The organism is Leucobacter chromiireducens subsp. chromiireducens (assembly GCF_016758255.1).
Taxonomy (GTDB): Bacteria; Actinomycetota; Actinomycetes; order Actinomycetales; family Microbacteriaceae; genus Leucobacter; species Leucobacter chromiireducens.
Map to the genome: position 1 here is coordinate 61,345 of NZ_QYAD01000004.1, position 23,235 is coordinate 84,579.

Annotated in this window: 17 protein-coding genes; 11 read left to right on the forward strand and 6 right to left on the reverse strand. The window is 65.9% G+C overall.

Features of this window, described 5'->3' with window-relative positions; genetic code table 11:
- Positions 1-50: 50 nt before the first annotated feature.
- On the reverse strand, positions 51-1,739 hold the full coding sequence (gene sucB, locus D3226_RS11270) for a 2-oxoglutarate dehydrogenase, E2 component, dihydrolipoamide succinyltransferase (RefSeq protein WP_202382695.1): 1,689 nt from the start codon (positions 1,737-1,739) through the stop codon (positions 51-53).
- A gap of 41 nt (positions 1,740-1,780) precedes the next feature.
- A complete protein-coding gene (gene lpdA, locus D3226_RS11275; RefSeq protein ID WP_202382696.1) occupies positions 1,781-3,154 on the reverse strand; it encodes a dihydrolipoyl dehydrogenase in 1,374 nt (457 codons plus the stop codon).
- A gap of 245 nt (positions 3,155-3,399) precedes the next feature.
- Between lpdA and D3226_RS11280 the strand changes: the two genes are divergently transcribed.
- A complete protein-coding gene (locus D3226_RS11280; RefSeq protein ID WP_202382697.1) occupies positions 3,400-4,341 on the forward strand; it encodes a PAC2 family protein in 942 nt (313 codons plus the stop codon).
- Between the two features lie 204 nt (positions 4,342-4,545).
- Positions 4,546-5,958 carry an RNA polymerase sigma factor gene (locus tag D3226_RS11285; protein ID WP_202382698.1) on the forward strand — a complete coding sequence of 471 codons (1,413 nt, stop codon included), beginning with the start codon at positions 4,546-4,548 and terminating at the stop codon, positions 5,956-5,958.
- 113 nt (positions 5,959-6,071) lie between these two features.
- On the opposite strand, the gene D3226_RS11290 is transcribed toward D3226_RS11285, so the two are convergent.
- Positions 6,072-6,293 carry a DUF7455 domain-containing protein gene (locus D3226_RS11290; protein ID WP_202382699.1) on the reverse strand — a complete coding sequence of 74 codons (222 nt, stop codon included), beginning with the start codon at positions 6,291-6,293 and terminating at the stop codon, positions 6,072-6,074.
- 197 nt (positions 6,294-6,490) lie between these two features.
- On the opposite strand from D3226_RS11290, the gene D3226_RS11295 reads away from it, so the two are divergent.
- Both D3226_RS11295 and D3226_RS11300 read left to right on the forward strand, forming a co-directional pair.
- Positions 6,491-8,608, forward strand: a complete 2,118-nt coding sequence (locus D3226_RS11295) for a DNA gyrase subunit B (RefSeq protein WP_202382700.1) — start codon at positions 6,491-6,493, stop codon at positions 8,606-8,608.
- Positions 8,609-8,857: 249 nt separating this feature from the next.
- Positions 8,858-9,736 (forward strand): EamA family transporter, encoded by an 879-nt coding sequence (locus D3226_RS11300; protein WP_202382701.1) that lies wholly within the window; start codon positions 8,858-8,860, stop codon positions 9,734-9,736.
- Between the two features lie 18 nt (positions 9,737-9,754).
- Here the strand turns inward: D3226_RS11300 and D3226_RS11305 are convergent, their stop codons facing one another.
- Positions 9,755-12,205, reverse strand: coding sequence for a DNA gyrase/topoisomerase IV subunit A (locus tag D3226_RS11305; protein WP_202382702.1), 2,451 nt, complete (start codon positions 12,203-12,205; stop codon positions 9,755-9,757).
- A gap of 10 nt (positions 12,206-12,215) precedes the next feature.
- Here D3226_RS11305 and D3226_RS11310 point away from each other — a divergent pair, with 10 nt between their 5' ends.
- Complete coding sequence (locus tag D3226_RS11310) at positions 12,216-13,487, forward strand: alkaline phosphatase family protein (protein ID WP_202382703.1); 1,272 nt, start codon at positions 12,216-12,218, stop codon at positions 13,485-13,487.
- On the opposite strand, the gene sepH is transcribed toward D3226_RS11310, so the two are convergent.
- Positions 13,484-14,914 (reverse strand): septation protein SepH, encoded by a 1,431-nt coding sequence (sepH, locus tag D3226_RS11315; protein ID WP_202382705.1) that lies wholly within the window; start codon positions 14,912-14,914, stop codon positions 13,484-13,486. The two genes, D3226_RS11310 and sepH, sit on opposite strands and share 4 nt — an antisense overlap.
- Positions 14,915-15,135: 221 nt before the next feature.
- Between sepH and D3226_RS11320 the strand changes: the two genes are divergently transcribed.
- Entirely contained in the window at positions 15,136-15,426 is a 291-nt protein-coding gene (locus tag D3226_RS11320) for a DUF4193 domain-containing protein (protein WP_125099741.1), read from the forward strand.
- Between the two features lie 138 nt (positions 15,427-15,564).
- On the opposite strand, the gene D3226_RS11325 is transcribed toward D3226_RS11320, so the two are convergent.
- Complete coding sequence (locus D3226_RS11325; RefSeq protein WP_202382706.1) at positions 15,565-16,059, reverse strand: DUF3093 domain-containing protein; 495 nt, start codon at positions 16,057-16,059, stop codon at positions 15,565-15,567.
- Positions 16,060-16,137: 78 nt separating this feature from the next.
- On the opposite strand from D3226_RS11325, the gene dut reads away from it, so the two are divergent.
- The 5 genes from dut to dxs all read left to right on the forward strand — a co-directional run bounded on the left by dut (position 16,138) and on the right by dxs (position 23,080).
- On the forward strand, positions 16,138-16,584 hold the full coding sequence (dut, locus tag D3226_RS11330) for a dUTP diphosphatase (protein ID WP_202382708.1): 447 nt from the start codon (positions 16,138-16,140) through the stop codon (positions 16,582-16,584).
- A gap of 55 nt (positions 16,585-16,639) precedes the next feature.
- Positions 16,640-17,353 carry a DUF3710 domain-containing protein gene (locus D3226_RS11335; RefSeq protein WP_202382709.1) on the forward strand — a complete coding sequence of 238 codons (714 nt, stop codon included), beginning with the start codon at positions 16,640-16,642 and terminating at the stop codon, positions 17,351-17,353.
- Positions 17,350-18,126, forward strand: a complete 777-nt coding sequence (locus tag D3226_RS11340; RefSeq protein ID WP_202382710.1) for a DUF3159 domain-containing protein — start codon at positions 17,350-17,352, stop codon at positions 18,124-18,126. The genes D3226_RS11335 and D3226_RS11340 overlap by 4 nt, the downstream gene beginning before the upstream one ends.
- A 62-nt stretch (positions 18,127-18,188) precedes the next feature.
- The gene (acnA, locus tag D3226_RS11345; protein WP_202382711.1) at positions 18,189-20,876 is read left to right on the forward strand and encodes an aconitate hydratase AcnA; all 2,688 of its coding nucleotides are present in this window, start codon (positions 18,189-18,191) and stop codon (positions 20,874-20,876) included.
- A 281-nt stretch (positions 20,877-21,157) separates the two neighbouring features.
- A complete protein-coding gene (gene dxs / locus D3226_RS11350) occupies positions 21,158-23,080 on the forward strand; it encodes a 1-deoxy-D-xylulose-5-phosphate synthase (protein ID WP_202382974.1) in 1,923 nt (640 codons plus the stop codon).
- The last annotated feature ends 155 nt before the right edge of the window (positions 23,081-23,235 follow it).

Genomic DNA, 23,235 nt, shown 5'->3' on the forward strand with positions numbered 1-23,235 from the left:
GGGTTCATCCGCGCGGTGGCCGACCGAGCCGAACACCGCGGGATGTGTGTTTAGATTCCGAGATTCGCCGCGAAGTCGCCTGCCTCAAGACGCAGGCGGACCTGCGTCAGGAAGCGCGCTGCGTCTGCACCGTCGACGATTCGGTGATCATAGGAGAGCGCCAGGTAGACCGTGGAGCGCACGGCGATCGCATCGCCCTCGGGCCCCGAGACCACCACGGGCTTCTTCACGACCGCACCGGTACCGAGGATGGCGACCTGCGGGAGGAAGACCAGCGGCGTGTCGAAGAGCGCGCCGCGTGATCCGGTGTTGGTCAGCGTGAAGGTTCCGCCGCTCAGCTCATCCGGGGTCAGCTTGTTGTCGCGCGTACGCGCGGCAAGGTCCGCGATCTCGCCCGAAATCTCTGCGAGGTTCTTCTCACCGGCAGCGCGGAGCACCGGGGTCAGCAGCCCGCGCTCGGTGTCCACCGCGATGCTGATGTTCTCAGTATCGGGGTAGACGATCGAGTCGCCCTCAACGGTGGCGTTGATGATCGGGTAAGTCCGTAGCGCCTCGGCGGCAGCGAGTGCAAAGAACGGCAGGAAGGAGAGCTTCGACCCGGTCTTCGCGAGGAACTCGTCCTTCTTTGCCTGGCGCAGCTGGGCAACCTTGGTCACATCGACCTCGACCACGGTAGTCAGCTGTGCGGTCTCCTGCAGCGATGCGACCGCGCGCTCCGCGATGACCTTGCGAAGGCGGCTCATCTTCTGCGTGGTGCCACGCAGCTCCGAAACCTCGACCACGGGGGCAGCAGCGGTTGCAGGTGCGGGAGCCGCGGCCTGCGCAGCGGGAGCCGCGGCGAGCACGTCCTCCTTGCGGATGCGACCGCCCACACCGGTGCCGGTCACCGTGCTCAGATCAACGCCACGTTCGTTCGCGAGCTTGCGCACGATCGGGGTGACGTAGTTCGCAGCAGCGGCGGGAGCTGCCGCGGGGGCTGCCGGTGCAGCTGCGGGTGCGGGTGCAGGGGCAGCAGCAGGTGCCGGAGCAGCAGCAGGTGCCGGAGCAGCAGCAGGTGCCGGGGCGGCGGCAGGGGCAGGAGTTGCGGGGGCCGGAGCCGCCGCGGGAGCCTCTGCGACCGGGGCCGGATCTGCCTGCACTGCGCCCGAGCCGATACGAGCGAGCGCTGCACCGACCTCGACGGTCTCGTCTTCCTGCACCAGGATCTCCTGAAGCACACCGGCGATCGGCGAGGGCACCTCGGTGTCAACCTTGTCAGTCGACACCTCAAGCAGCGGCTCGTCGACCTCGACCGCATCACCAACATTCTTGAGCCAGCGCGTCACGGTACCCTCGGTGATGCTCTCGCCAAGCGAGGGCAGCACAACCTCTTCACCGCCGGCCGGAGCCGCGGGCGCAGCAGGAGCCGCGGGCGCAGCGGCCGCGGGGGCCTCTGCCACGGGTGCGGCCGGAGCTGCGGGCGCCTCTGCTGCCGGAGCGGCAGGTGCCGCGGGAGCGGCCGATCCGTCGCCCACGACCGCGAGAATCGCGCCAACCTCAGCGGTCTCATCCTCCTGCACCAGGATCTCCTGGAGCACGCCCGCCACGGGCGAGGGGATCTCAGTGTCGACCTTGTCGGTCGAGACCTCAAGCAGGGGCTCATCGATCTCGACGGTGTCCCCGATGTTCTTCAGCCAGCGGGTCACCGTGCCCTCGGTCACGCTCTCACCCAGTGCGGGGAGGACCACCGATTCACTCATCGTGTATTTCTCCGTTCGTATCAGTCTGTCTATCGCCGCGCTTAGATTGCGTGCAGCGGCTTGCCGGCGAGCTTCAGCATCGTCTCGCCGATGGTCTCGTTCTGCGTGGGGTGGCCGTGCACAAACGGTGCAACGTCCTCCGGGTACGCCTCCCAGTTCACGATGAGCTGTGCCTCGCCCACCAGCTCGCCCACGCGGGCGCCGATCATGTGGACACCGACGACGGGGCCATCAACCACACGAACGGCCTTCACCGAACCCGCGGTGCCGAGGATCGAGCTCTTCGCGTTCCCTGCCAGGTTGTACTCGTAGCTGGTCACGTTCTCAGCGCCGTACTTCTCCTTGGCCTTGGCCTCGGTCAGACCGACGGAGGCAATCTCCGGGTCGCAGTAGGTCACCTTGGGGATGTTCACGTCTTCAACGATGACCGGGTTCAGGCCAGCAATCTCCTCGGCAACGAAGATGCCCTGCTGGTAGCCACGGTGCGCGAGCTGCAGGCCGGGAACGATATCGCCAACGGCGTATACGCCGGGCACGTTCGTAGCGAGCCGCTCGTTCGTCAGCACAAAGCCACGATCCATCTGGATGCCGACCTCTTCGTAGCCGAGCCCCTGCGTCGAGGGGCCACGGCCCACTGCAACGAGGAGGTAGTCAGCGGTGAGCACCGTGCCGTCTTCGAGGTTGACGGTGACGCTCGATGCGTCCTGCGTGACCGACTGGAAACGAACTCCGAGCTTGAAGTCGATCTTGCGCTTGCGGAAGGCACGCTCGAGCTGCTTCGAGACGGACTCCTCCTCGTTCGGCACGAGATGGGGGAGACCCTCAACGATGGTCACTTCAGCCCCGAAGGAGCGCCAAACGCTTGCAAACTCGACGCCAATCACACCGCCGCCGAGGATGATGACCCGAGCGGGCACCTCCTGGAGCTCAAGCGCGTGCTCGCTCGTGATGACACGCCCACCGATCTCAAGACCGGGAAGCGAACGCGAGTAGGAACCGGTTGCGAGCACGACGTGCTTTCCGATCACGCGATCCGCGCCAACCTGCACGGTGTTCGCGGCGACGAGCTTGCCCTCACCCTCAATGACGGTGATCTTGTTCGCCTTGAGGAGGCCCTGCAGGCCCTTGTGCTTGCCGGCGACAAGGTTCTCGCGGTAGCTGTTCACCTTTGCGATATCGATGCCTGCGACGCTCGAAAGGATGCCGTAGGTCTCGCCGTCGCGCGCCACATCCGCGACCTCCGCCGCGTGAAGCAGCGCCTTCGTCGGCACACAGCCTCGGTGCAGGCAGGTGCCGCCCAGCTTGTCTTTCTCAATAACGGCTGCGGTGAGCCCGAGCTGCGTTGCGCGGATCGCGGTGGCGTATCCGGCGCTTCCGCCGCCCAAGACGACGATGTCAAACTGCTGATCGGCCAAGTGGGATCTCCCTCGGTATGTACGCAATAGAGGCGGGTACCCGCTCGTGTGCGGGCAGTCCTTGCCCACCCTACACCCGGGACTCTGCCTTCGGCCGGGATCCCGCAGGGTCTGCGGCGGGTTCCTCCGCGATGCTTCGCACCCGGAGGGGTGGCGCACCCGGCAGCACACGGAGGGAATATCGGGTTCGCTGCTGGCGTGATGTTTTCCACACCAGAAAACGTGGGAATTCGTAGGATGGAAGCGTGACCGAATCAATCTTCTCCGCCGAGTACGCCGAGCGCCGAGCGAGCGTTCCGCGCGGTCTCCCGTTGATCATCGCCATGCAGGGCCTGAGCGACGCCGGCGGGACAGTCGCGCAACTCGAGGAGTACCTGTGGCGCAAGTACCAGCCGGAGGAGATTCTGCGGTTCAACGCCGACATGCTCCTTGACTACCGCGCACGGCGACCGATCATCACGTTCGATGAGGACCACTTCGTCGACTACGCCCCGGAGGAGCTCAGCCTCAGCCTGGCACGCGACGAGTTTGGTGCCCCCTTCCTTCTGCTGAGCGGTTTTGAACCTGACTTCCGCTGGGACCACTTCATTGACACGGTGCTCCTGCTGGTGCATGAGTTCGAGGTGTCGATCACCGTCTGGTCGCACGCGATCCCGATGCCGGTTCCGCACACGAGGCCACTGTCGCTCACCGTGAGTGGATCACGCGACGACCTCATTGAGGCCCGGTCCGTGTGGCGGCCGAAGACGAAGATCTCAGCATCTGCCGCGCATGTGCTTGAGTACCGTCTCCACAGCTTGGGGGAGGAGGTGGCCGGGTTTGCGCTCCTAATCCCGCACTACCTGGCGAACACCGAGTACCCCGAAGCGCTCCGAGTCGCGCTCGACAGCATCATGGCCGCCACGGGGCTCATGCTGTCGACCGACGAGGTGCGTGAGGCGGCGCGACGCTTCGAGACTCAGCTCGATTCGCAACTCGCCGACAACGACGAATCCCTCGAGATGGTTCGCACGCTTGAGCGTCGCTACGACGCCTACATGGAGGACCAGACCACGCGCTCACCCCTGATGAGTGAGGACGGCACGATCCCTACTGCCGACCAGATCGCCAGCGAGCTCGAACGCTTCCTTGCGGAGCAGCAGCGCACCGCGGAAGGTGACGAGGAGCCCGGAAGCGACGCGAAGTAAACCCGCGCGAGTATCCGACGCGCAGCCGCTCCTGTCAACCATGCAGGCGCTGCCGTGCTAAAATGAACCTGACCAACCCATTCAATCCGAGTCGGTTTCCTCTGCGAGGAAATCGTTCGGGCTTGACATGGGTTTTCATGCTGTGAGCACTTGTCGAGACGCCTCGACAGCACAGCGCGGCATTCGATAGAGAGAGGCGGCTGCGTGGCAACTGCATCCACCCCCAAGACTCGCGCAACGACGAAGGCGGCTTCCACCGCGTCCGACGCTGATGCGATCGAGAACACCGTCGAGACAGCCCAGGAGTCGACCGCGGCGGCAACGAAGCCTGCCGCAACGAAGACTGCGGCGAAGGCGACCACCACGAAGTCGGCATCGGCCCGTTCCGAGGCCGCAAAGAAGGCCGCGGCAACACGTGCGGCCAACAAGGCCGCAGCTGAGGCTGCCGCGGCTGGCGAAACCGAAGAGTCACCGGCCGCAAAGAAGCCGGCGGCAAAGAAGGCACCCGCGAAGAAGCCTGTCACCAAGCGGGCCGCGGCGAAGGCACTCGAGGACATCGACGTTGACGACGTTGATGACGAGTCACACGAAGCTGCTGAGGAAGAAAAGCCGGCCCCTGCGCCGACCGTTCCCCTTCCCCGTGGCGCGATCGTGCTGAAGGCGGGCGAGGAAGAGGACGTTCCGACCGTCACGACCGCGATTCCCGGCGCAACGGCCGACCCGGTGAAGGACTACCTGAAGCAGATCGGCAAGGTCGCGCTCCTCAACGCCGCTGAAGAGGTTGAGCTTGCGATGCGCATCGAGGCCGGCCTGTTCGCAGAGGAGAAGCTGGCAACCGAGAAGGGGCTTCCGAAGAAGCTTGAGCGCGAGCTCAAGTGGGTGGCACGCGATGGCCAGCGCGCCAAGAGCCACCTGCTGGGAGCGAACCTCCGCCTCGTCGTGTCGCTTGCGAAGCGCTACACGGGTCGTGGCATGCAGTTCCTGGATCTCATCCAGGAAGGCAACCTGGGCCTCATTCGAGCGGTCGAGAAGTTCGACTACACGAAGGGCTTCAAGTTTTCCACCTACGCGACGTGGTGGATCCGCCAGGCCATCACTCGCGCAATGGCAGACCAGGCCCGCACGATCCGTATCCCCGTGCACATGGTCGAGGTCATCAACAAGCTGGCACGTGTACAGCGCCAGATGCTTCAGGACCTGGGCCGCGAGCCCACCCCCGAGGAGCTGAGCCGCGAACTCGACATGACCCCCGAGAAGGTCATCGAGGTGCAGAAGTACGGTCGCGAGCCGATCTCCCTGCACACGCCGCTGGGCGAGGATGGCGACAGCGAGTTCGGTGACCTCATCGAGGACACCGAGGCGGTTGTCCCGGCTGACGCGGTCGGCTTCACCATGCTCCAGCAGCAGCTCGAGCAGCTGCTCGATTCGCTCTCCGAGCGCGAGGCGGGCGTCATCCGGATGCGCTTCGGCCTCGGCGACGGCATGCCGAAGACGCTGGACCAGATCGGCGACACGTTCGGTGTGACGCGTGAGCGCATTCGTCAGATTGAATCGAAGACGATGGCGAAGCTTCGCCATCCCTCGCGCAGCCAGCAGCTGCGCGACTACCTCGAGTAGGCCGGCATTTGCCGCTTCGGCGGAGAACGCGAAGGGGCCCGGGAGCATTTGCTCCCGGGCCCCTTCTCTGTGTTGCTTGGGCCCGCTCCCGCGGTGGAAGTGGACTCGAACGCCTACGCGTTCAGCTTGTGGCTCTCGTCGTGCCAGACCTCCGCCATGGGGCGAAGCTTGGCCTCGTGCTTGTGGGCGTGGTGCGCGCAGAATAGCAGCTCGCTCCCGCTCAGCATGACGCGCACGTATGCCTGTGCGCCGCAGCTGTCGCAGCGGTCGAGTGCGGAGAGCGGGCGATCCGCGGCATCGATCGTATCCGTACGACCCTGCTCGATTGTCGTCATGGCGACCTCCCGTCCATCTAGGGTTTTGTTCACGTCTATCCAAACACGTCGAGCGAGCTTTCTCGCGTTCCGAACGCTCAGGTTCGCTGACCGCGTAGCGTGCGGCGCCGCTTCAGCACTCGCCGGGGTCGCTGCACGTGGGTGTCGGTGGCGTGTCCTAGGGTGGGGGAGTCAACTTACAGAAGGGGTCCTTGCACGTGGCCACTGAGCGAGCATCGCAGGCGGCGGAGTCGAACTACTCCGCGCGCCATCTCACCGTCCTCGAGGGACTCGAGGCGGTCCGCAAGCGCCCCGGCATGTACATCGGCACGACCGACTCACGCGGCCTGATGCACTGCCTCTGGGAGATCATCGATAACTCTGTCGATGAGGCGCTCGCCGGTCACGGTGACGAGATCGGCATCCGCCTGCACGCTGACGGCAGCGTGACGGTCACCGACAACGGTCGCGGGATCCCGGTAGACATCGAGCCAAAGAGTGGCCTCTCCGGTGTCGAGCTCGTCTTCACGAAGTTGCACGCGGGCGGAAAGTTCGGCGGCGGCGGCTACGCCTCCTCGGGCGGCCTGCATGGCGTGGGCGCCTCGGTTGTCAACGCACTGTCGTCACGTCTCGACGTCGAGGTCGACCGCGATGGGAAGACCTGGGCCATGTCGTTCCGCCACGGCGAACCGGGCACCTTTGCAGGTGAGGGCCCGGACAGCCCGTTCACCCCGTTTGAGAGCTCCTCTGAACTGCGCGCCGTGGGGAAAGTCAAGAAGGGCGTCACGGGAACGCGCGTTCGGTACTGGGCTGACCCTCAGATCTTCCTCGCCTCCGCCCAGTTCGAGCCCGACTCGCTCGTGGCGCGTGCCCGTCAGACCGCGTTCCTCGTCCCGGGTCTCGGCATTGAGATCACCGATGAGCGGCCCGAGTCGCTCGGGGAAGACGGTGCCGCGTCGGTGCACCGCTTCGCATACGAGGGCGGGATCTCGGAGTTCGTGGATTACCTCGCCGTTGACGCCGCGCTCACCGATACCTGGCGCGTGACTGACTCCGGCACGTTCCGGGAGACCGTGCCCGTCATGGATGAGGCGACCGGGCACCTCGTGTCCCGCGAGGTTGAGCGCGAGTGCGAGGTGGACATTGCGCTCCGCTGGGGCACCGGTTACGACACGGAAATTCAGAGCTTCGTCAACATCATCTCGACCCCCAAGGGTGGCACGCACCTGGCCGGCTTCGAGCAGGGGCTCACGAAGTTCTTCCGCAAGCAGATTGAGCAGAACGCACGAAAACTCAAGGCGGGCAGCGATAAGCCCGAGAAGGACGACATCCTCACCGGCCTCACCGCCGTCGTGACAGTGCGCGTGCCCGAGCCACAGTTCGAGGGCCAAACGAAGGAGGTGCTCGGCACCGCGGCCGTGCGCCAGATCGTCACCCGCGCCATCGTCAAGGGACTCACGGAGCGCTACGAATCGACGAAGAAGCCGGATAAGGCGCAGACCGGCGCGCTGCTCGAGAAGATGGTCTCGGAGATGAAGGCGCGCATCGCGCTCCGTGCCCAGCGCGACACTGCACGCAGGAAGAGTTCGCTCGAGAGCTCCTCACTGCCGGCAAAACTCATCGATTGCCGCTCGAAGAACGTCGCCGAGACTGAACTCTTCATCGTGGAGGGCGACAGCGCGCTCGGCACTGCGCGTCCTGCGCGCGACAGCGAGTTCCAGGCATTGCTGCCCATTCGCGGCAAGATCCTGAATGTGCAGAAGGCGTCGGTTGCTGAGATGCTGAGCAACGCGGAATGCGGCGCGATCATCAAGGTGATCGGCGCGGGTTCCGGACGCGACTTCGACATCGAATCCGCACGGTACGGCAAGGTGATCTTGATGAGCGACGCCGACGTCGACGGCGCGCACATCCGCACGCTGCTGCTCACGCTGTTCTTCCGCTACATGCGACCGATGCTCGAGGCCGGGCGCGTGTATGCCGCGGTGCCGCCACTGCACCGCGTCATCGTGCAAAATGCGGGCCGCAAGCCCAATGACGTGATCTACACGTACAGCGAGCGCGAGCTCACCGCGCTGCTTACGGACCTCCGAAAGCGCAATAAGAAGTACCAGGAGCCGATTCAGCGCTACAAGGGCCTCGGCGAGATGGACGCAGATCAGCTGGCTGAAACGACCATGGACCGGGAGCATCGCACGCTGCGCCGGGTTCGCGTCGAGGACGCGCACGCTGCGTCTCAGGTGTTCGAGTTGCTCATGGGCAACGAGGTTGCGCCCCGCAAGGAGTTCATTATTGAGAACGCTGACGATCTCGATCGGGATCGCATCGACGCATAACCCCACGCCAGGTGAACTCTGAGTGTCACACTCGGCGATCAGGTGAACACTCGGGGCCACCGTGCGTGCCGTCGGCCAGGTCCGCGAAGGCTCGCTAGGGTGGAGAGTGATAGCGCCTAGGGTTCCGGGACATCCGTCCGCCGTGGTCCGAGCGGCGCCACGCTCCGCCACCCGGCTGGGCGTCATCTGAACGGACAAAAGCCTGGAGGAACCACTTCGTCGCGCCCGCGGCGAAGAGAAGGTTCCCCCATGTCGCCCACCGCGCTCCTCCTCGTTCTCACCGCTGCGGTTTGCCACGCTGCGTGGAACATCATCGCCCACCGCGCGAGCGGTTCCGGCATGCCGTTCCTGTGGTGGGGCTCACTGGTCTCCGCACTCATCTGGGTGTGGGTCATCCCGTTCACGGGAGGAATCGGGGACGCCACCCTTGGGGGCGTGCTCCTGGGCGTGCTCGTTTCCGGAGTGCTGCACGTCGTCTACATGGTTGTGCTGCAGCGGGGATATGCCCGCGGGGACCTCTCTACGGTGTACGCAACAGCGCGCGGCACTGGGCCCCTGCTCACCGTGCTCATCGCGGTGCTCTTCCTGGAGGAGCGGCCTGGCGGGTGGGCGCTCGGTGGCGTCGCGCTCATCATTCTCGGTGTCGTTGCCTTCGGGCTCGTGGGACGGCAGGGGCGGCGCCAGCCAGGCCTCGATCCCGCGCTCGTCTACGGGCTTCTTACTGGCGTCGCGATCGCGAGCTACACGGTGTGGGATGCCTACACGGTCACCGAGCTCGGGGTTGCACCCGTCGCGTTTATGGTCGGTTGCGCGCTCGCTGAGGTGCCGTTCTTCACCCTCGCATTGCTGCGCCGTGGCGGTGCCCGGACCGCGGCCGCGCGCCTCGCCGCGGAGTGGCGCGGCAGCTGGAAGCGGCTGCTCGCGTTCGGCGTGCTGTCACCGCTCTCCTACGTGCTCGTGCTCACCGCGATCACGCTGGCACCGGTTGCGCTCGTCGCACCGATGCGCGAGGTGAGCGTTGTGCTTGTGGGATTGTACGGCGCGTGGCGCTTCCGCGAGTCTCGCCCCGTGCTGCGCATCGCGGCGGCGCTCGTGGTGGTCGTGGGGGTCACCCTCATCGGTGGATAACCCCCACGCGACGCACGTCTAGGATGCGAGCCCGACGAACGCTGCGGCCCCGTCAATTGGCGTGCCCGAGCCATCGCGCTTGCCGAGTTCACTGGGCAGCTTTCGGGCGGTGCCGTCAGCGGCCAACGCACGCGCCTCGCCGACGCCCACCCAGGCGCACGCGATTTGGTCTTCCCACTTCAGGAAGCGCTGAATGCGCACGCCGCCCGTGGCGCGGCCCTTCGCGGGGATCTCTGCCCAGTCCGTGATCTTGGCGGTGGCGACGTCAGTGCCGGGAAGCGTGATCGAGCTGTCCGCCACCGTCACTACCCGGGCCTCGCCGGCGGCGGGGATCGCCGTGGCGAACACCACACGCGCCTCGTCGCCGAGGCGGATGCCGGCCATGCCGCCGGCCGGGCGGCCCTGCGGGCGCACGGATGTCGCGTCGAAGCGCAGCAGCTGTGCATCGCTCGTCACCGCTGCAAACTCGGTGCCGTCGGGTGCGGGGAAGATGCCCACGAGCTGGTCGCCCGCCTTCAGTCCGATCACCTCGAAGCTCGGCTTCGCCGGGAGGTCCGTGAGCAGCACGCGCTTCACGATGCCCTGCTGTGTGAACATGCCGATCGGCGTATCCGTATCGATCGGCACGATCCCCACGACGCGGAGCTTCTTGTCCGTGATCCCGAGGTAGTCCGCGAGCTTCACGCCAGCCGAGAATGCGATGCTCGCGGTCGGCACAACGGGCAGATCCACAGGCGTAAAGCGGTGCAGCGTCCCATCGTTCATCACCGCACCAAGCTCGCCGCGGACAGTGCCGTCAACGCTCGCGAGAATGGCGCCGTGCTTGGTCGCGCGTGAGGGACCGCGCGGAGCGTCAGCGGCTTCCGGATCCCGATCAATCCGCAGCATGCGCCCCGTCACGGAGAGCAGCACGGTGCACGGGGAGTCAGCAACCTCGAGCGAGGCAGACGCTGCGGCAGCGCGGGTGGGACGAATCACCGCACCCGTGAGCAGTGTGCGTCGCGGAGTGCCCCAGGCGGCGGCGGCCTGATCCAGCTCATCGGACACCACGCCACGGAGGCGCTCGTCGCTTCCGAGTATCTCGAGCAGCTGCGCGATCTCGGCGTTCAGCTCATCACGCTCGGCCTCGAGCTCAACGCGCGAGAACTTCGTGAGGCGACGCAGTCGCAGCTCGAGAATGTACTCTGCCTGCAGCTCGGACAGATCGAAGACCTGCATGAGGCGCGTGCGTGCGGTCTCAGCGTCATCGCTCGTGCGAATGAGCTGAATCACCTCGTCAATGTCGAGGATCGCGATGAGCAGGCCCTCAACCAGGTGCAGGCGGTCACGGCGCTTGCTCAAGCGGTGCTCAGTGCGACGGGTGATCACCGAGATGCGGTGGTCAAGGAAGACGCGCAACATCTCGCGCAGCCCGAGCGTCTGGGGCTGACCCTGCACCAAGGCAACCGAGTTGATGCTGAAGGAGTCCTCGAGCGGCGTGTAGCGGTAGAGCTGCTCGAGTACGGCCTCGGGCGCGAAGCCCGTCTTCAGCGTGATCACCAGGCGCAAGCCATTTTTGCGATCCGTGAGATCGGCCACATCGGAGATGCCGGAAAGCTTCTTCGCCTCGACGCCCTGCTTGATCTTCTCGATGACTCGTTCGGGCCCCACGAGATACGGGAGCTCGGTCACAATGAGGCCGGTACGACGCGGGCCGAGCTGCTCAACAGCAACCTTCGCTCGCGTGCGGAACGCGCCGCGCCCGGTCCGGTACGCATCCTTGACGCCATCAAGCCCAACGATGGTGCCACCGCCGGGGAGATCGGGCCCCGGGATGAACTCCATGAGTTCATCAACCGTCGCTTCGGGATGCTGGAGCAGATGCTTCGCCCCATCGACGACCTCGATGAGGTTGTGCGGTGCGAGGTTCGTCGCCATACCCACAGCAATACCGCTCGCGCCATTGACGAGCAGGTTGGGCACTGCGGAGGGCAGAACATCCGGCTGCATAATCTGGTTGTCGTAGTTCGGCACGAAATCGACGACATTTTCGTCGAGCGACTCGGTCATCGCGAGCGCAGCGCCCGCGAGGCGCGCCTCCGTGTACCGCGACGCGGCGGGACCATCATCGAGCGAACCGAAGTTTCCGTGCCCGTCGACGAGCGGCAGGCGCATGGCAAAGCCCTGCGCCATCCGCACGAGTGCGTCGTAGATCGACGAATCGCCGTGCGGGTGCAGCTTGCCCATCACTTCGCCAACCACGCGGGCCGACTTCACGTGCCCCTTCTCGGGGCGCAGGCCCATGTCCGTCATCATGAAGAGGATGCGGCGCTGCACAGGCTTCAGGCCATCGCGCGCATCTGGCAGCGCGCGGGAATAGATCACGGAGTAGGCGTACTCGAGGAACGAACCCTCCATCTCTTCCGAGATGTCGATGTCCTCGATGCGTTCGCCGGCGATCTCGTGGGGTGCTCCGGACGATTCGGTCATAATGGTCAATATGCTACCGACAGCCGCCGACAACGGCGCGAGGCTTGCCGCAATTCTGCCAAGCGGCTTGGCCGCCATCGCCCGTGGTCAGGGCAAAGATCCTCGCGCGGTTCTCGCACACGCGAGCGCCCCAGGATCGTTTGACGACCTTGATGTCTCACTCGTGCCCGAGCTTCGCTCATTCGTACTGATCGTGGTCGATGGGCTGGGTCACGCGAACCTCGCCGCACGAAAAGGGCACGCGCCCACCCTCACGGGACTCCAGCAGCGCAGGATCGAGACCGTCGCCCCGTCGACGACGGGAGCCGCGCTCACCGCGATCACGACCGGCAGACTGCCGGGCGAGCACGGTCTCGCGGGCTACCGTATCCGCCATCCCGAGTTCGGCCTTCGCGCCACGCTCAGCGAGTGGGACGGCATCACGGACGTGCGTTCATGGCAGCGGGCCACGCCGCTCTTCGCCCAGGCACGCGAGGTCGGCGCCCGCCCCGTCGTCATCGGCCGGCCAGCGCACGAAGAGGGCGGGCTCACACGCGCGATCCTGAGCGACGCCGACTACCTGTCCGGCCAGCGCATCGATGACCGCTTCGCCATTGCGTCGCAGACACTCCGCGCCGCGGCAGCCGGACCAGCCCAGGAGTCAACGCTCATCTATCTCTACGTCGATGAGCTCGACCGCGCGGCCCACGAGCACGGCTGGGAGAGCTCGGAGTGGGTCCGTCGCCTGGAGCAGCTTGACGCCGCGCTCGCCGACTTCCTGCGCGCACTTCCTGGTGGCGTCGGAGTCGCAGTGACGGCGGACCACGGCATCATTGACGTGCCCGCTGAGCAGCACGTGCTGCTCGATTCAGTTCCCGGTCTGCTTGACGGGGTCGTCGAAATCGGAGGCGAGCCGCGATTCCGCGCGCTGTACCTCGCAGAGAACGGGGCCGAGGCCGATCCCGCGCTGATTGCAGAGGTGCGAGATCGCATCGCAGCTGCAGAGGGCGATCGCGCCTGGGTCTTCACGCGCGATGAAGCAATCACCGCCGACGTGTTCGGCCCGGTTGCGCCAGAGGTTGCGCCCAGGCTGGGCGATGTGTTCATCGCAGCGCGCAAGCGCGTCGCGTACTACGTCAGCGCGGATACCCCGTCGGCACGGTCACTCGTTGGGCAGCACGGATCCTTCAGCGAGGACGAGCGCGGTGTGCCCCTGGCGCTTGCCGGCGCACTGGCCGGCACGGGCTTCACCGCGCTCGTCACGCGAGTTGCCGCGCTGCGCGGCGTAGCGCTCGCCGGCTAGTTCGGGTCTTCGTCACTCCGGGTGCCGAAGAGGATGTCGTCCCAGCTCGGAATCGAGGCGCGTCCCTTCCGGCCGCCCTTCTCCGCATCGCTGTTCGGTCGACCGGGCGTGCGATCCTCCGCCTCCGGTCGAGCGCCGTTGGTGTCGGCACCAGGACGGGCCGCAAGGCCGATGCTTGGCAACGCCGGACGTCCACCACGCACCACGGGGGCCGTGTCGTTGTCATCGTCGTCAGCGTCGCTCGGGCCGGCGGCACGCGAGCCGCTTGGAGCCGATGGCTGATCGTCGGCGCTGCGGAGCGGGGGAGCGGAACCGCTCACTCCACTCGCACCCCAAATGCTGCGTGGGGCGCTTGGCTTCGGCTCAGCGGCGGGGACAGGCCGAGCAGGAGCCGGCGAGTCCAGCTTCTGCGAACGCTCGTCCAGTTCACCATCGGTGAGCTGGGAGACGGGTGCTTCAAGCGCCGCCTCGAGCGAATCGACGTCTGCCTGTGCCGCGGCGCGGTTCGCCTCGTCACGCTCACCCCGTCTGCGGCGGAGGGCATCGAGCAGGTCGGCGGTCTGACTCAGGTCAATCGGCTGGGTCTCGTGCGTCTTAATGGCGCGCTGATCGATCTCGCGCCGACGAGCATAGTCAGCTTCGATGTCATCGTCCGGGCTGCCCGTGGTGCTCGCACCGCCACCGACACCGATCGGGGTGTTGGTCGGGGCACTCGCACCGGCAGTGTCTCCAGCTGCGCTCTCGGGATCAGCCGCGGGCGCCGCGCCGTCCACATCGGTCGCCTCCGGGAGATCGGCGGCGTCGAACGCGCCCGAGTCGAACTTCGATGCGCCGTCGTTGCCGCCCACAGCGCGGAGCTTGGGGATCAGTCGATCGCCCACGTCGCCCTGCTTCGAGAGCGTCACCGCGTCCGGGGTCACGGGAGAGAGCCCACCCTTGCGGTGGTCGAACGCCCACACGGCACGGTGCGCAACATCGCGTGAGATGAATTCGAGGCTGACCATCCAGCCTGTCTCCTCGTCGCGCCAAGATGCCCACTCACTGGCCTCTGCCGCAAGCGACACCAGGCGCTCCGCAATCACGGAACCGAAGTGTTGATCAGCCTCGCTGTGTGCATCTGCGCGCACCGGGACGGCGTGCGCGCGTTCAAGGATGTACCGACGCTCTGCAAGAACCGGCTCCTCATACCGCTCGATGTCGGAGGCCTCAAGCCCGGTGATCTCCATCACCTGCGCGCGGGTCTTACCCGCACGAATCAGTGACTGAATCTCACGCGGACGCACCTTCGAGGCATCTCGTTCACGGCGACTGAGGTTCCGGAGCTCGCTGAGCACGGCGTCGTCCACGACAAGCCGGAATTCCTGGTCGGCATCATTCGCAACGATCAGTGTCTGATCCTCGCGTCGCACAAAGCGCAGTTCGTCCATCGGCGCATCCCTTCCTCGCTCGCGAACCAGGGTGGCACACCTCGCGGGCAGCAGGCGACATTGCCGCGGCGCGTGGGAAAGTTCGTGCCCCGAGGAACTGCTCCGAGTACGCGCACAGAGAACTCTAAGCCTCACAGTTTGCGCGAAAGGGGAATCGTACGGCAGACTGTGGCCGCTCGAAGGTTGAGGTGCCGAAGTGCGGCACAAGATTGCAGGAGAGAATGGCCACCGATTACGACGCCCCCCGGAAGTCCGAAGAAGAAGCCGACTCCATCGAGGCCCTGAAAGAACGCGGCCCGGCGAAGGGTGCATCTGGACTCGACTCGGAGGATGCGGACAACCCGAGTTTCGACCTGGGCGGCTCGGACCTCTCTGACGTTGAGCTCGACGTTGTCGTGCTTCCCCAGCAGGATGATGAGTTCACGTGCGTGAGCTGCTTCCTGGTGCGACACCGCTCGCAGATGGACCACCAGACCGACCTCGGTCCGATCTGTGCGGAGTGCGCGGCCTAACGAGCGCTGCGTTTCCGACGCGGATCTTCGCGACAGACGCCTTCGGGCCCGGCCCCACCTGAGTGGTGGAGCCGGGCCCGAAGGCTTTTTTCGTCGGGTGTGCCGACACGTGGGCGCCACAATGGTGGCGCCCACGTGTCACTTGCCCGTTTGCGCTGACCGAATCGTGTCCGCGAGCTTCTGCGGATGCCGGGTCGTGATGATCCACACGGGAGCGGGATCATTGGGGTCGATGTTCTCGATGCGAATCCCACGGTTCACCCAGCCGCGCACCAACAGGTAGCTTCGCGCATCAAGGCCGGGCCCGATCGCGGCGCGGAGCCGGCTCGCGCCCAGCAGCTCAATCTCGCCGAGCTGGGAGACTGGGATCGATGCGTGTCCCGCCACCAGCGTCCCGCCCGTCACGCGAATCGTGGGGGAGAGCAGGATCAGCGTCACCGCGGCGATGAGGTACACGATGATCCCGGCGGGGATTGCAGCGTTGATGTTGATCGGCGTCGTGATGAGCGCCACGGCCGGGGCCACCAGCAGCAGCGCAATGAACATTCCCGGCCCGGGAACGAGGCGCTCCCGGTACTCGGCGGAGCTGGGGGCAGCGGAGGCCGCGGGGACCGCGGCGGCGTCACTCGTCATGCCTCCATTATCGCCTGAACACCTGCGCGACGCGTGTGCGCGCGGGCGCGCCCCATGCGCATCCGATACCCTGGCCGGGTGAGCGATGTAGTAGAGATTCCACTTCTGGCCGAGCACGCGCCCCGCTATGCCCACGCGGAGGATGCAGGCGCCGATCTGATGGCCACGGAGGCTGTGACACTCGGCCCCGGCGAGCGCGCCCTCATTAGCACCGGGGTGTCAATCGCGTTACCAACGGGATATGCCGCATTCGTCGTACCGCGAAGCGGCCTCGCGGCGAAGCACGGTATCACGGTGGTCAATTCCCCGGGCACCGTCGACGCCGGGTACCGCGGGGAGATCAAAGTCACTCTGTTGAACACCGACCGCGAGCAATCCTTTGACGTGGCAGTGGGGGATCGAATCGCTCAGATGATCGTGATGCCCGTGTCGCGCGCCGTGTTTGTTCCCGTCGACACGCTGCCCGACAGCGTCCGCGGCGTAAACGGCTTTGGCTCCACCGGAGTGCAGTCGGGGACGCACTAGGCCGGCACGGGCAGACCACCCAGATTTCGCAGGACACGAAAGAAACGAAGAGAGCATGAGCGACAAGTCAGAGACGCAGGACGTCGAGAAGAACACCCCGGAGGCCGCAGATTCCGCGGAGGCCCTCGAGCTCCACGAGAGCGCGGGCGAGGAGCTCGACGAGAGCAAGTCCCACCCCGCGGACCGAGATACTGCCGGCCCGTTCGACGCGGCAGAGGTCCCCGCAATGCGCCCGTACGTCGATCTTGGCGGCATCAAGGTCGCTCCGCGCGAGGGCCTGCAGCTGCGCCTCGAGGTCGATGAGCGCGCGAATCGCGTCGTTGCTGTGTCCCTTGAGTACGCAGAGTCGCTGCTTCAGGTACAGGCGTTTGCGGCACCCAAGACCACCGGACTGTGGCACGGCGTGCGCCGCGAGCTCACTCAGCAGATGGCCGCCCAGGGCGCCAGCGCGGTCGAAGAAACCGGTCCGCTCGGCCCCGAGCTCCTCGTCGAAACCCCCGCACCGGCCGAGCAGGGCGGCACGCGCACGGCACGCTTTATCGCCGTGGACGGCCCCCGCTGGATGCTGCGCGGTGTGATCATGGGCAAGGCGGCAGTCGATGCTTCTGCACGCGAACGGGTGATCGACCTGTTCCGCGAGGTGGTCGTTGTGCGCGGCGACCAGCCGATGCCCCCGAGCGAGCTGCTCCCGCTGCGCGTTCCTGCCGGCGTGCAGGCTCAGCGCCCTCAGGGCGACGCTGCTGCTCAGGGCGGGGCCCAGCCCGCGTGAGCGAGGCGGAGGAGAGCGGCGCGCAGCCCTCGGCTAAGAATGCCGCAGAGAACGCCACCGAGTCGCCCCTGGGCCGGCTCGGCGGCATGGCCCGCGCGGTTCAGGGCGGAGTCTCCGGCGAAGAACTCACCGCGGAAAGCGTCCTCGCCGCGATCGGCGGCTGGCGCGGCGTCGCAGAGACCCTGATCCCGAGCTTGCTGTTCCTCGGCATCTACGTGCCGACGCAGGACGCACGACTCGCCGCAGTAATCCCCGGTGCACTCGCCGTTCTTCTCTTCGTCGTACGACTGGTACGCCGGGAGACGCCCATCGCGGCGCTCTCCGGCATGCTCGGCGTCGGCATCGCGGTCGTCATTACGTTGATCACCGGACGCGGCGTCGACTACTTCGTGTGGGGCTTCGTGGTCAACGCGGCTTGGTCGCTCGGCCTCGTGATCTCACTGCTTGTGGGGTGGCCCGCAATCGGCCTGGTGATCGGCTTCACCCGCGGAAACTTCCGCGCCTGGCGCCACGACCTGAAGCTGCGACGCGCCGCAACGCTGCTCACGCTCCTCTGGCTCGCCATGTTCGTCGCGCGGCTCGCCGTGCAGCTGCCGATGTATCTCGGCGAGCAGGTCGCCGCACTCGGAACGGCGCGAATCGTCATGGGAACGCCCCTCTTCGCTGCAGTCATCGCGCTGACATGGTTTGTCGTGCACCGGGTGAGTAAATCATCTGATGATTCGAACCCCGATATCGTTGAGAGCACAGGGCAAAACGCCCCGCCGGAGTGACAGCGAAGGGCTCCACTTCGGTGTAGAGTTATCTTGACATCGAGATAAATTGGAGGAGCCTCATGGGAGCCGTCAACAGCTTCGACGCGAAGAGCACCCTCGCCGTCGGCGAGCGGGAGTACGAGATCTACCGGATCGATCAGGTCCCAGGTCACGAGCGTCTGCCGTACAGCCTGAAGGTACTGCTCGAGAACCTGCTCCGCACGGAGGATGACGCAAACGTCACCCGCGCGCACATTGAGGCTCTCGGCAACTGGGATCCGTCGGCTGAGCCCGACACCGAGATCCAGTTCACGCCCGCGCGCGTCATCATGCAGGACTTCACCGGCGTGCCCTGTGTGGTCGACCTTGCCACCATGCGCGAGGCCGTTGTCGACCTGGGTGGCACGCCCGACAAGATCAACCCGCTCGCACCCGCCGAGATGGTCATCGACCACTCGGTCATCTCCGACGTCTACGGCACCGCAGGCGCGGCTGCCCGCAACGTGGAGATCGAGTACCAGCGCAACGGCGAGCGCTACCAGTTCCTCCGCTGGGGCCAGGGCGCGTTCGACGAGTTCAAGGTCGTTCCCCCGGGGACCGGCATCGTGCACCAGGTCAACATCGAGTACCTTGCGCGCGTCACGTTCACCCGCGAGGTGGACGGCAAGCTGCAGGCGTACCCCGACACCTGTGTCGGCACTGACTCGCACACCACCATGGAGAACGGCCTCGGCGTTCTCGGCTGGGGTGTTGGCGGCATCGAGGCTGAGGCAGCCATGCTGGGCCAGCCCATCTCCATGCTTATCCCGCGCGTTGTGGGCTTCAAGCTCTCGGGCAAGATCCCCGCTGGCGTGACCGCGACCGATGTCGTGCTCACGATCACGCAGATGCTCCGCAAGCACGGCGTCGTCGGCAAGTTTGTCGAGTTCTACGGCGAGGGTGTTGGTTCCGTGCCGCTCGCGAACCGCGCCACCATCGGCAACATGAGCCCCGAGTTCGGTTCGACCGCGGCGATGTTCCCGGTCGACGACGTCACCCTCGACTACCTGCGCCTCACCGGCCGTAGCGAAGAGCAGATCGAGCTCATCAAGGCGTACACGCAGGCGCAGGGCATGTGGCACGACCCCGCCGTTGAGCCCTCGTTCAGTGAGTACCTTGAGCTGGACCTCAGCACGGTGGTGTCCTCGATCGCCGGCCCGAAGCGCCCGCAGGATCGCATCGAGCTCACCGCAGCGAAGACGCAGTTCGAGACCGATCTCAAGAACTACGCCGCGGCAGCGAACCCCGCCAAGGTGAAGGATCAGGCCGGCAACGAGTTCGAGCTCGATCACGGCGCGGTCACCCTCGCCTCGATCACCTCCTGCACGAACACCTCGAACCCTTCCGTGATGCTCGCCGCCGGCGTGCTCGCTCGCAACGCGGTTGCGAAGGGCCTGAAGGCGCAGCCGTGGGTCAAGACCACGCTCGCTCCCGGATCCAAGGTAGTGACGGACTACTACGAGAAGTCCGGCCTGAACCAGGACCTCGAGGCGCTCGGCTTCTACACGGTCGGGTACGGCTGCGTCACTTGCATCGGTAACTCGGGCCCCCTCAACGAGGAGATCTCGCAGGCGGTCAACGACAACGACCTCGCGGTCACCGCTGTCCTCTCGGGTAACCGTAACTTCGAGGGTCGCATCAACCCGGACATCAAGATGAATTACCTCGCGAGCCCCCCGCTCGTGATCGCGTACTCGCTTGCCGGCACGATGGACTTCGACTTCGAGACTCAGGCGCTGGGGCAGGACCAGGACGGTAACGACGTCTTCCTCCGCGACATCTGGCCCGACCCCACCGAGGTGCAGAAGATCGCCGACGCATCCATCGACTCGGACATGTTCAAGTCGAAGTACGCGACGGTCTTCGATGGCGACGAGCACTGGACCTCGCTGCCCACCCCGGACGGGAACACCTTCGCGTGGGATGAGAAGTCGACCTACGTACGCAAGGCGCCCTACTTCGAGGGCATGACGCTCGAGCCGGTGCCCGTCACCGACATCTCCAGCGCCCGCGTCCTCGCGAAGCTGGGCGATTCGGTTACGACTGACCACATCAGCCCCGCGGGCAGCTTCCGCGCCGAGACGCCTGCTGGCCAGTACCTGATCGAGAATGGCATCGCCGTTCGCGACTTCAACACCTACGGCTCGCGCCGCGGCAACCACGAGGTCATGATTCGCGGCACCTTCGCGAACATCCGCCTGCGCAACCAGCTGCTTGCGGCTGAGAATGATGGCGCTGGCGTCGAGGGTGGCTTCACCCGCGACTTCACGCTCGAGGGCGGCCCCAAGTCGTACATCTACGACGCGTCGCAGAACTACCAGGCAGCTGGTGTTCCGCTCGTGGTGCTTGGTGGCAAGGAGTACGGCTCGGGCTCGTCGCGCGACTGGGCGGCGAAGGGCACCCGCCTGCTGGGCGTCAAGGCCGTCATCACCGAGAGCTTCGAGCGTATTCACCGCTCGAACCTGATCGGTATGGGCGTGCTGCCGCTGCAGTTCCCGGCGGGCGAGAGCGCAGATTCGCTCGGCCTTGACGGCACCGAGTCCTTCGACATCGTCGGCGTCACCGCGCTGAACGAGGGTGTCACCCCGAAGACGGTCGCGGTCACCGCCACGAAGGAAGACGGCAGCACCGTCAGCTTCGACGCGGTCGTGCGCATCGACACCCCGGGCGAAGCCGACTACTACCGCAACGGCGGCATCCTGCAGTACGTGCTCCGTTCGCTGGTCTAGTCACCGGCATCTCCTGGAGAGAACGCACAGCGCCCCGCACGAATCGTGCGGGGCGCTGTGCGTTCTGCCGCCCACCGATACGCCGCAGAAAGGAGGGGTCATTACTCTGACCCTTCACGAGATTCCCACGTCCAACGCCGTCGCGCTCCCATCGTGTGAGCACGGCGTGGCCGGCCCCACCCCGGCGATACGCGGGCCGGTCTGCTCAGCGCGGTATCCGCCGCCGGGTAGACTGATGGGATGCTCCGCCGCACGTGGCGGGCTGAAGGGGAGGTATGCGGGTGGCGATCCTGGATGGAATCGACGGTCCACGCGATCTCGATCACCTGACCCCAGAGGAGTGTCGCACGCTCGCTGCTGAGATCCGCGAGTTTCTCATCGCTGAAGTCGCGAAGACTGGCGGCCATCTCGGCCCCAACCTCGGTGTGGTTGAGCTGACCATCGCCATGCACCGGGTGTTTGAGTCGCCGCGTGACCCGATCGTCTTCGACACGGGGCACCAGAGCTACGTGCACAAGCTTCTCACCGGCCGCAAGGACTTCTCGCTGCTTCGCCGTCGCGGGGGTCTCGCCGGTTACCCACAGCGCGCAGAGTCCGAGCATGACATCGTCGAGAGCTCGCACGCTTCCAGCTCGTTGAGCTGGGCGGACGGCATCTCACGCGCCTTCGCCCGCACCGGCCAGGAGAACCGCCATGTGGTCGCGCTGGTCGGCGACGGCGCACTCACGGGCGGAATGACCTGGGAAGCGCTCAACAACATCACTGACGATAATGATCGGAACCTCGTCATTGTCGTCAACGACAATGGTCGTTCGTATGCACCGACGATCGGCGGGATGGCGCGCTTCCTGAACTCCGTCCGGTCGAAGGACACCTATCGTGACCTTCAGGAGGGGAGCGAGAAGCTCTTCTCCCGCTTCGGTCGCCCCGGCCGCACCATTTACCGCGGGGCCCGCGGTGCGCTGCACGGTTTTCTCAGCCGTGCCAGCAACAACGACCACCTATACTCCAACCTCGATATCAAGTATCTCGGTCCTGTGGACGGCCACGATCTCGCCGCGGTCGAAGAGGTGTTGCGTCAGGCCAAGGGCTACGGCCGGCCCACGCTGGTGCACGTCATCACAGAGAAGGGACGCGGCTACGCTCCCGCGGAAAACGACGAGGCAGATCAGTTCCACTCGGTGGGCCAGATCAATCCGGGCAACGGTGAACCCGTTTCGGTCTCAAGTGGTCCCAGCTGGACGGGTGTCTTCCGAGATCGGATCGTGGAACTCGCCGACACGGACGAGCGGATCGTGGGGATCACCGCGGCGATGCTCGCCCCGACCGGGCTCGACGCGCTTGCGGAGCGACACCCCGGCCGCGTCTACGACGTTGGTATCGCTGAGCAGCACGCAGTCACCAGCGCCGCCGGCCTGGCGTACGGGGGCTTGCACCCTGTCGTAGCGATCTACGCGACCTTCATGAATCGCGCCTTCGATCAGTTGCTGATGGATGTGGCGCTCCACCGCGCTGGCGTGACCTTTGTGCTCGATCGAGCTGGCCTCACGGGACCAGACGGCGCCAGCCACAATGGCGTGTGGGATCTGGCCACGCTGCAGGTCGTTCCCGGCATTCGGATCGCGTCTCCCCGCGACGAGGCGTCGCTCCGAGAGCTCTTGGGCGAGGCGGTCGCAATCACCGACGGCCCAACGGTCATCCGCTACCCGAAGGGCTCCGTTGGAGCCCCACTTCCCGCTGTGCGGCGCACCGAAGATGGCGTGGACATTCTGCGCGAGGTGCCGCCTGAGGCGAGCGAACGCGATGTGCTCTTCGTGACCGTCGGCCCGATGGCTCACATCGCGCGTGAAGCTGCTGAGCTCCTCGCCGCGCAGGGAATCTCGTCGACCGTTGTCGATCCTCGTTGGGTGGTTCCCGTCGCAGCCTCGGTGGTCGATCTGGCTCGCACCCATCGGCTCCTCATCAGCATTGAGGATGGCATCCGGGTCGGAGGTGTCGGCACTCGAATTCGGCAGGCGCTCCGCGATGCCGCTGTCGATACAGCAGTCAGTGAGCTGGGCACACCCGACGAGTTCCCGGCACACGCGAGTCGCGATGAGCTGCTGGAGGACGCGGGGCTCACCGCCGCGCAGATTGCAGCTGATGTTTCCGCGCAGGTGCGCGGAGACAAGATCCCGATCGCGCGGCCTGATCACGCAATCTAGTCCTCCGGAGACCATACGAGGGGTGCTCGTCCTCTCCGAACGCGCAGTCACTTCGACGTAGTTCTGAACCTCGTCTACTTCGTAGTGGCATTCCGACCACAGGCCGGGAACATGCACCGCGGATCGTGAACCCGCGTTGGTGAAACCCACCCACG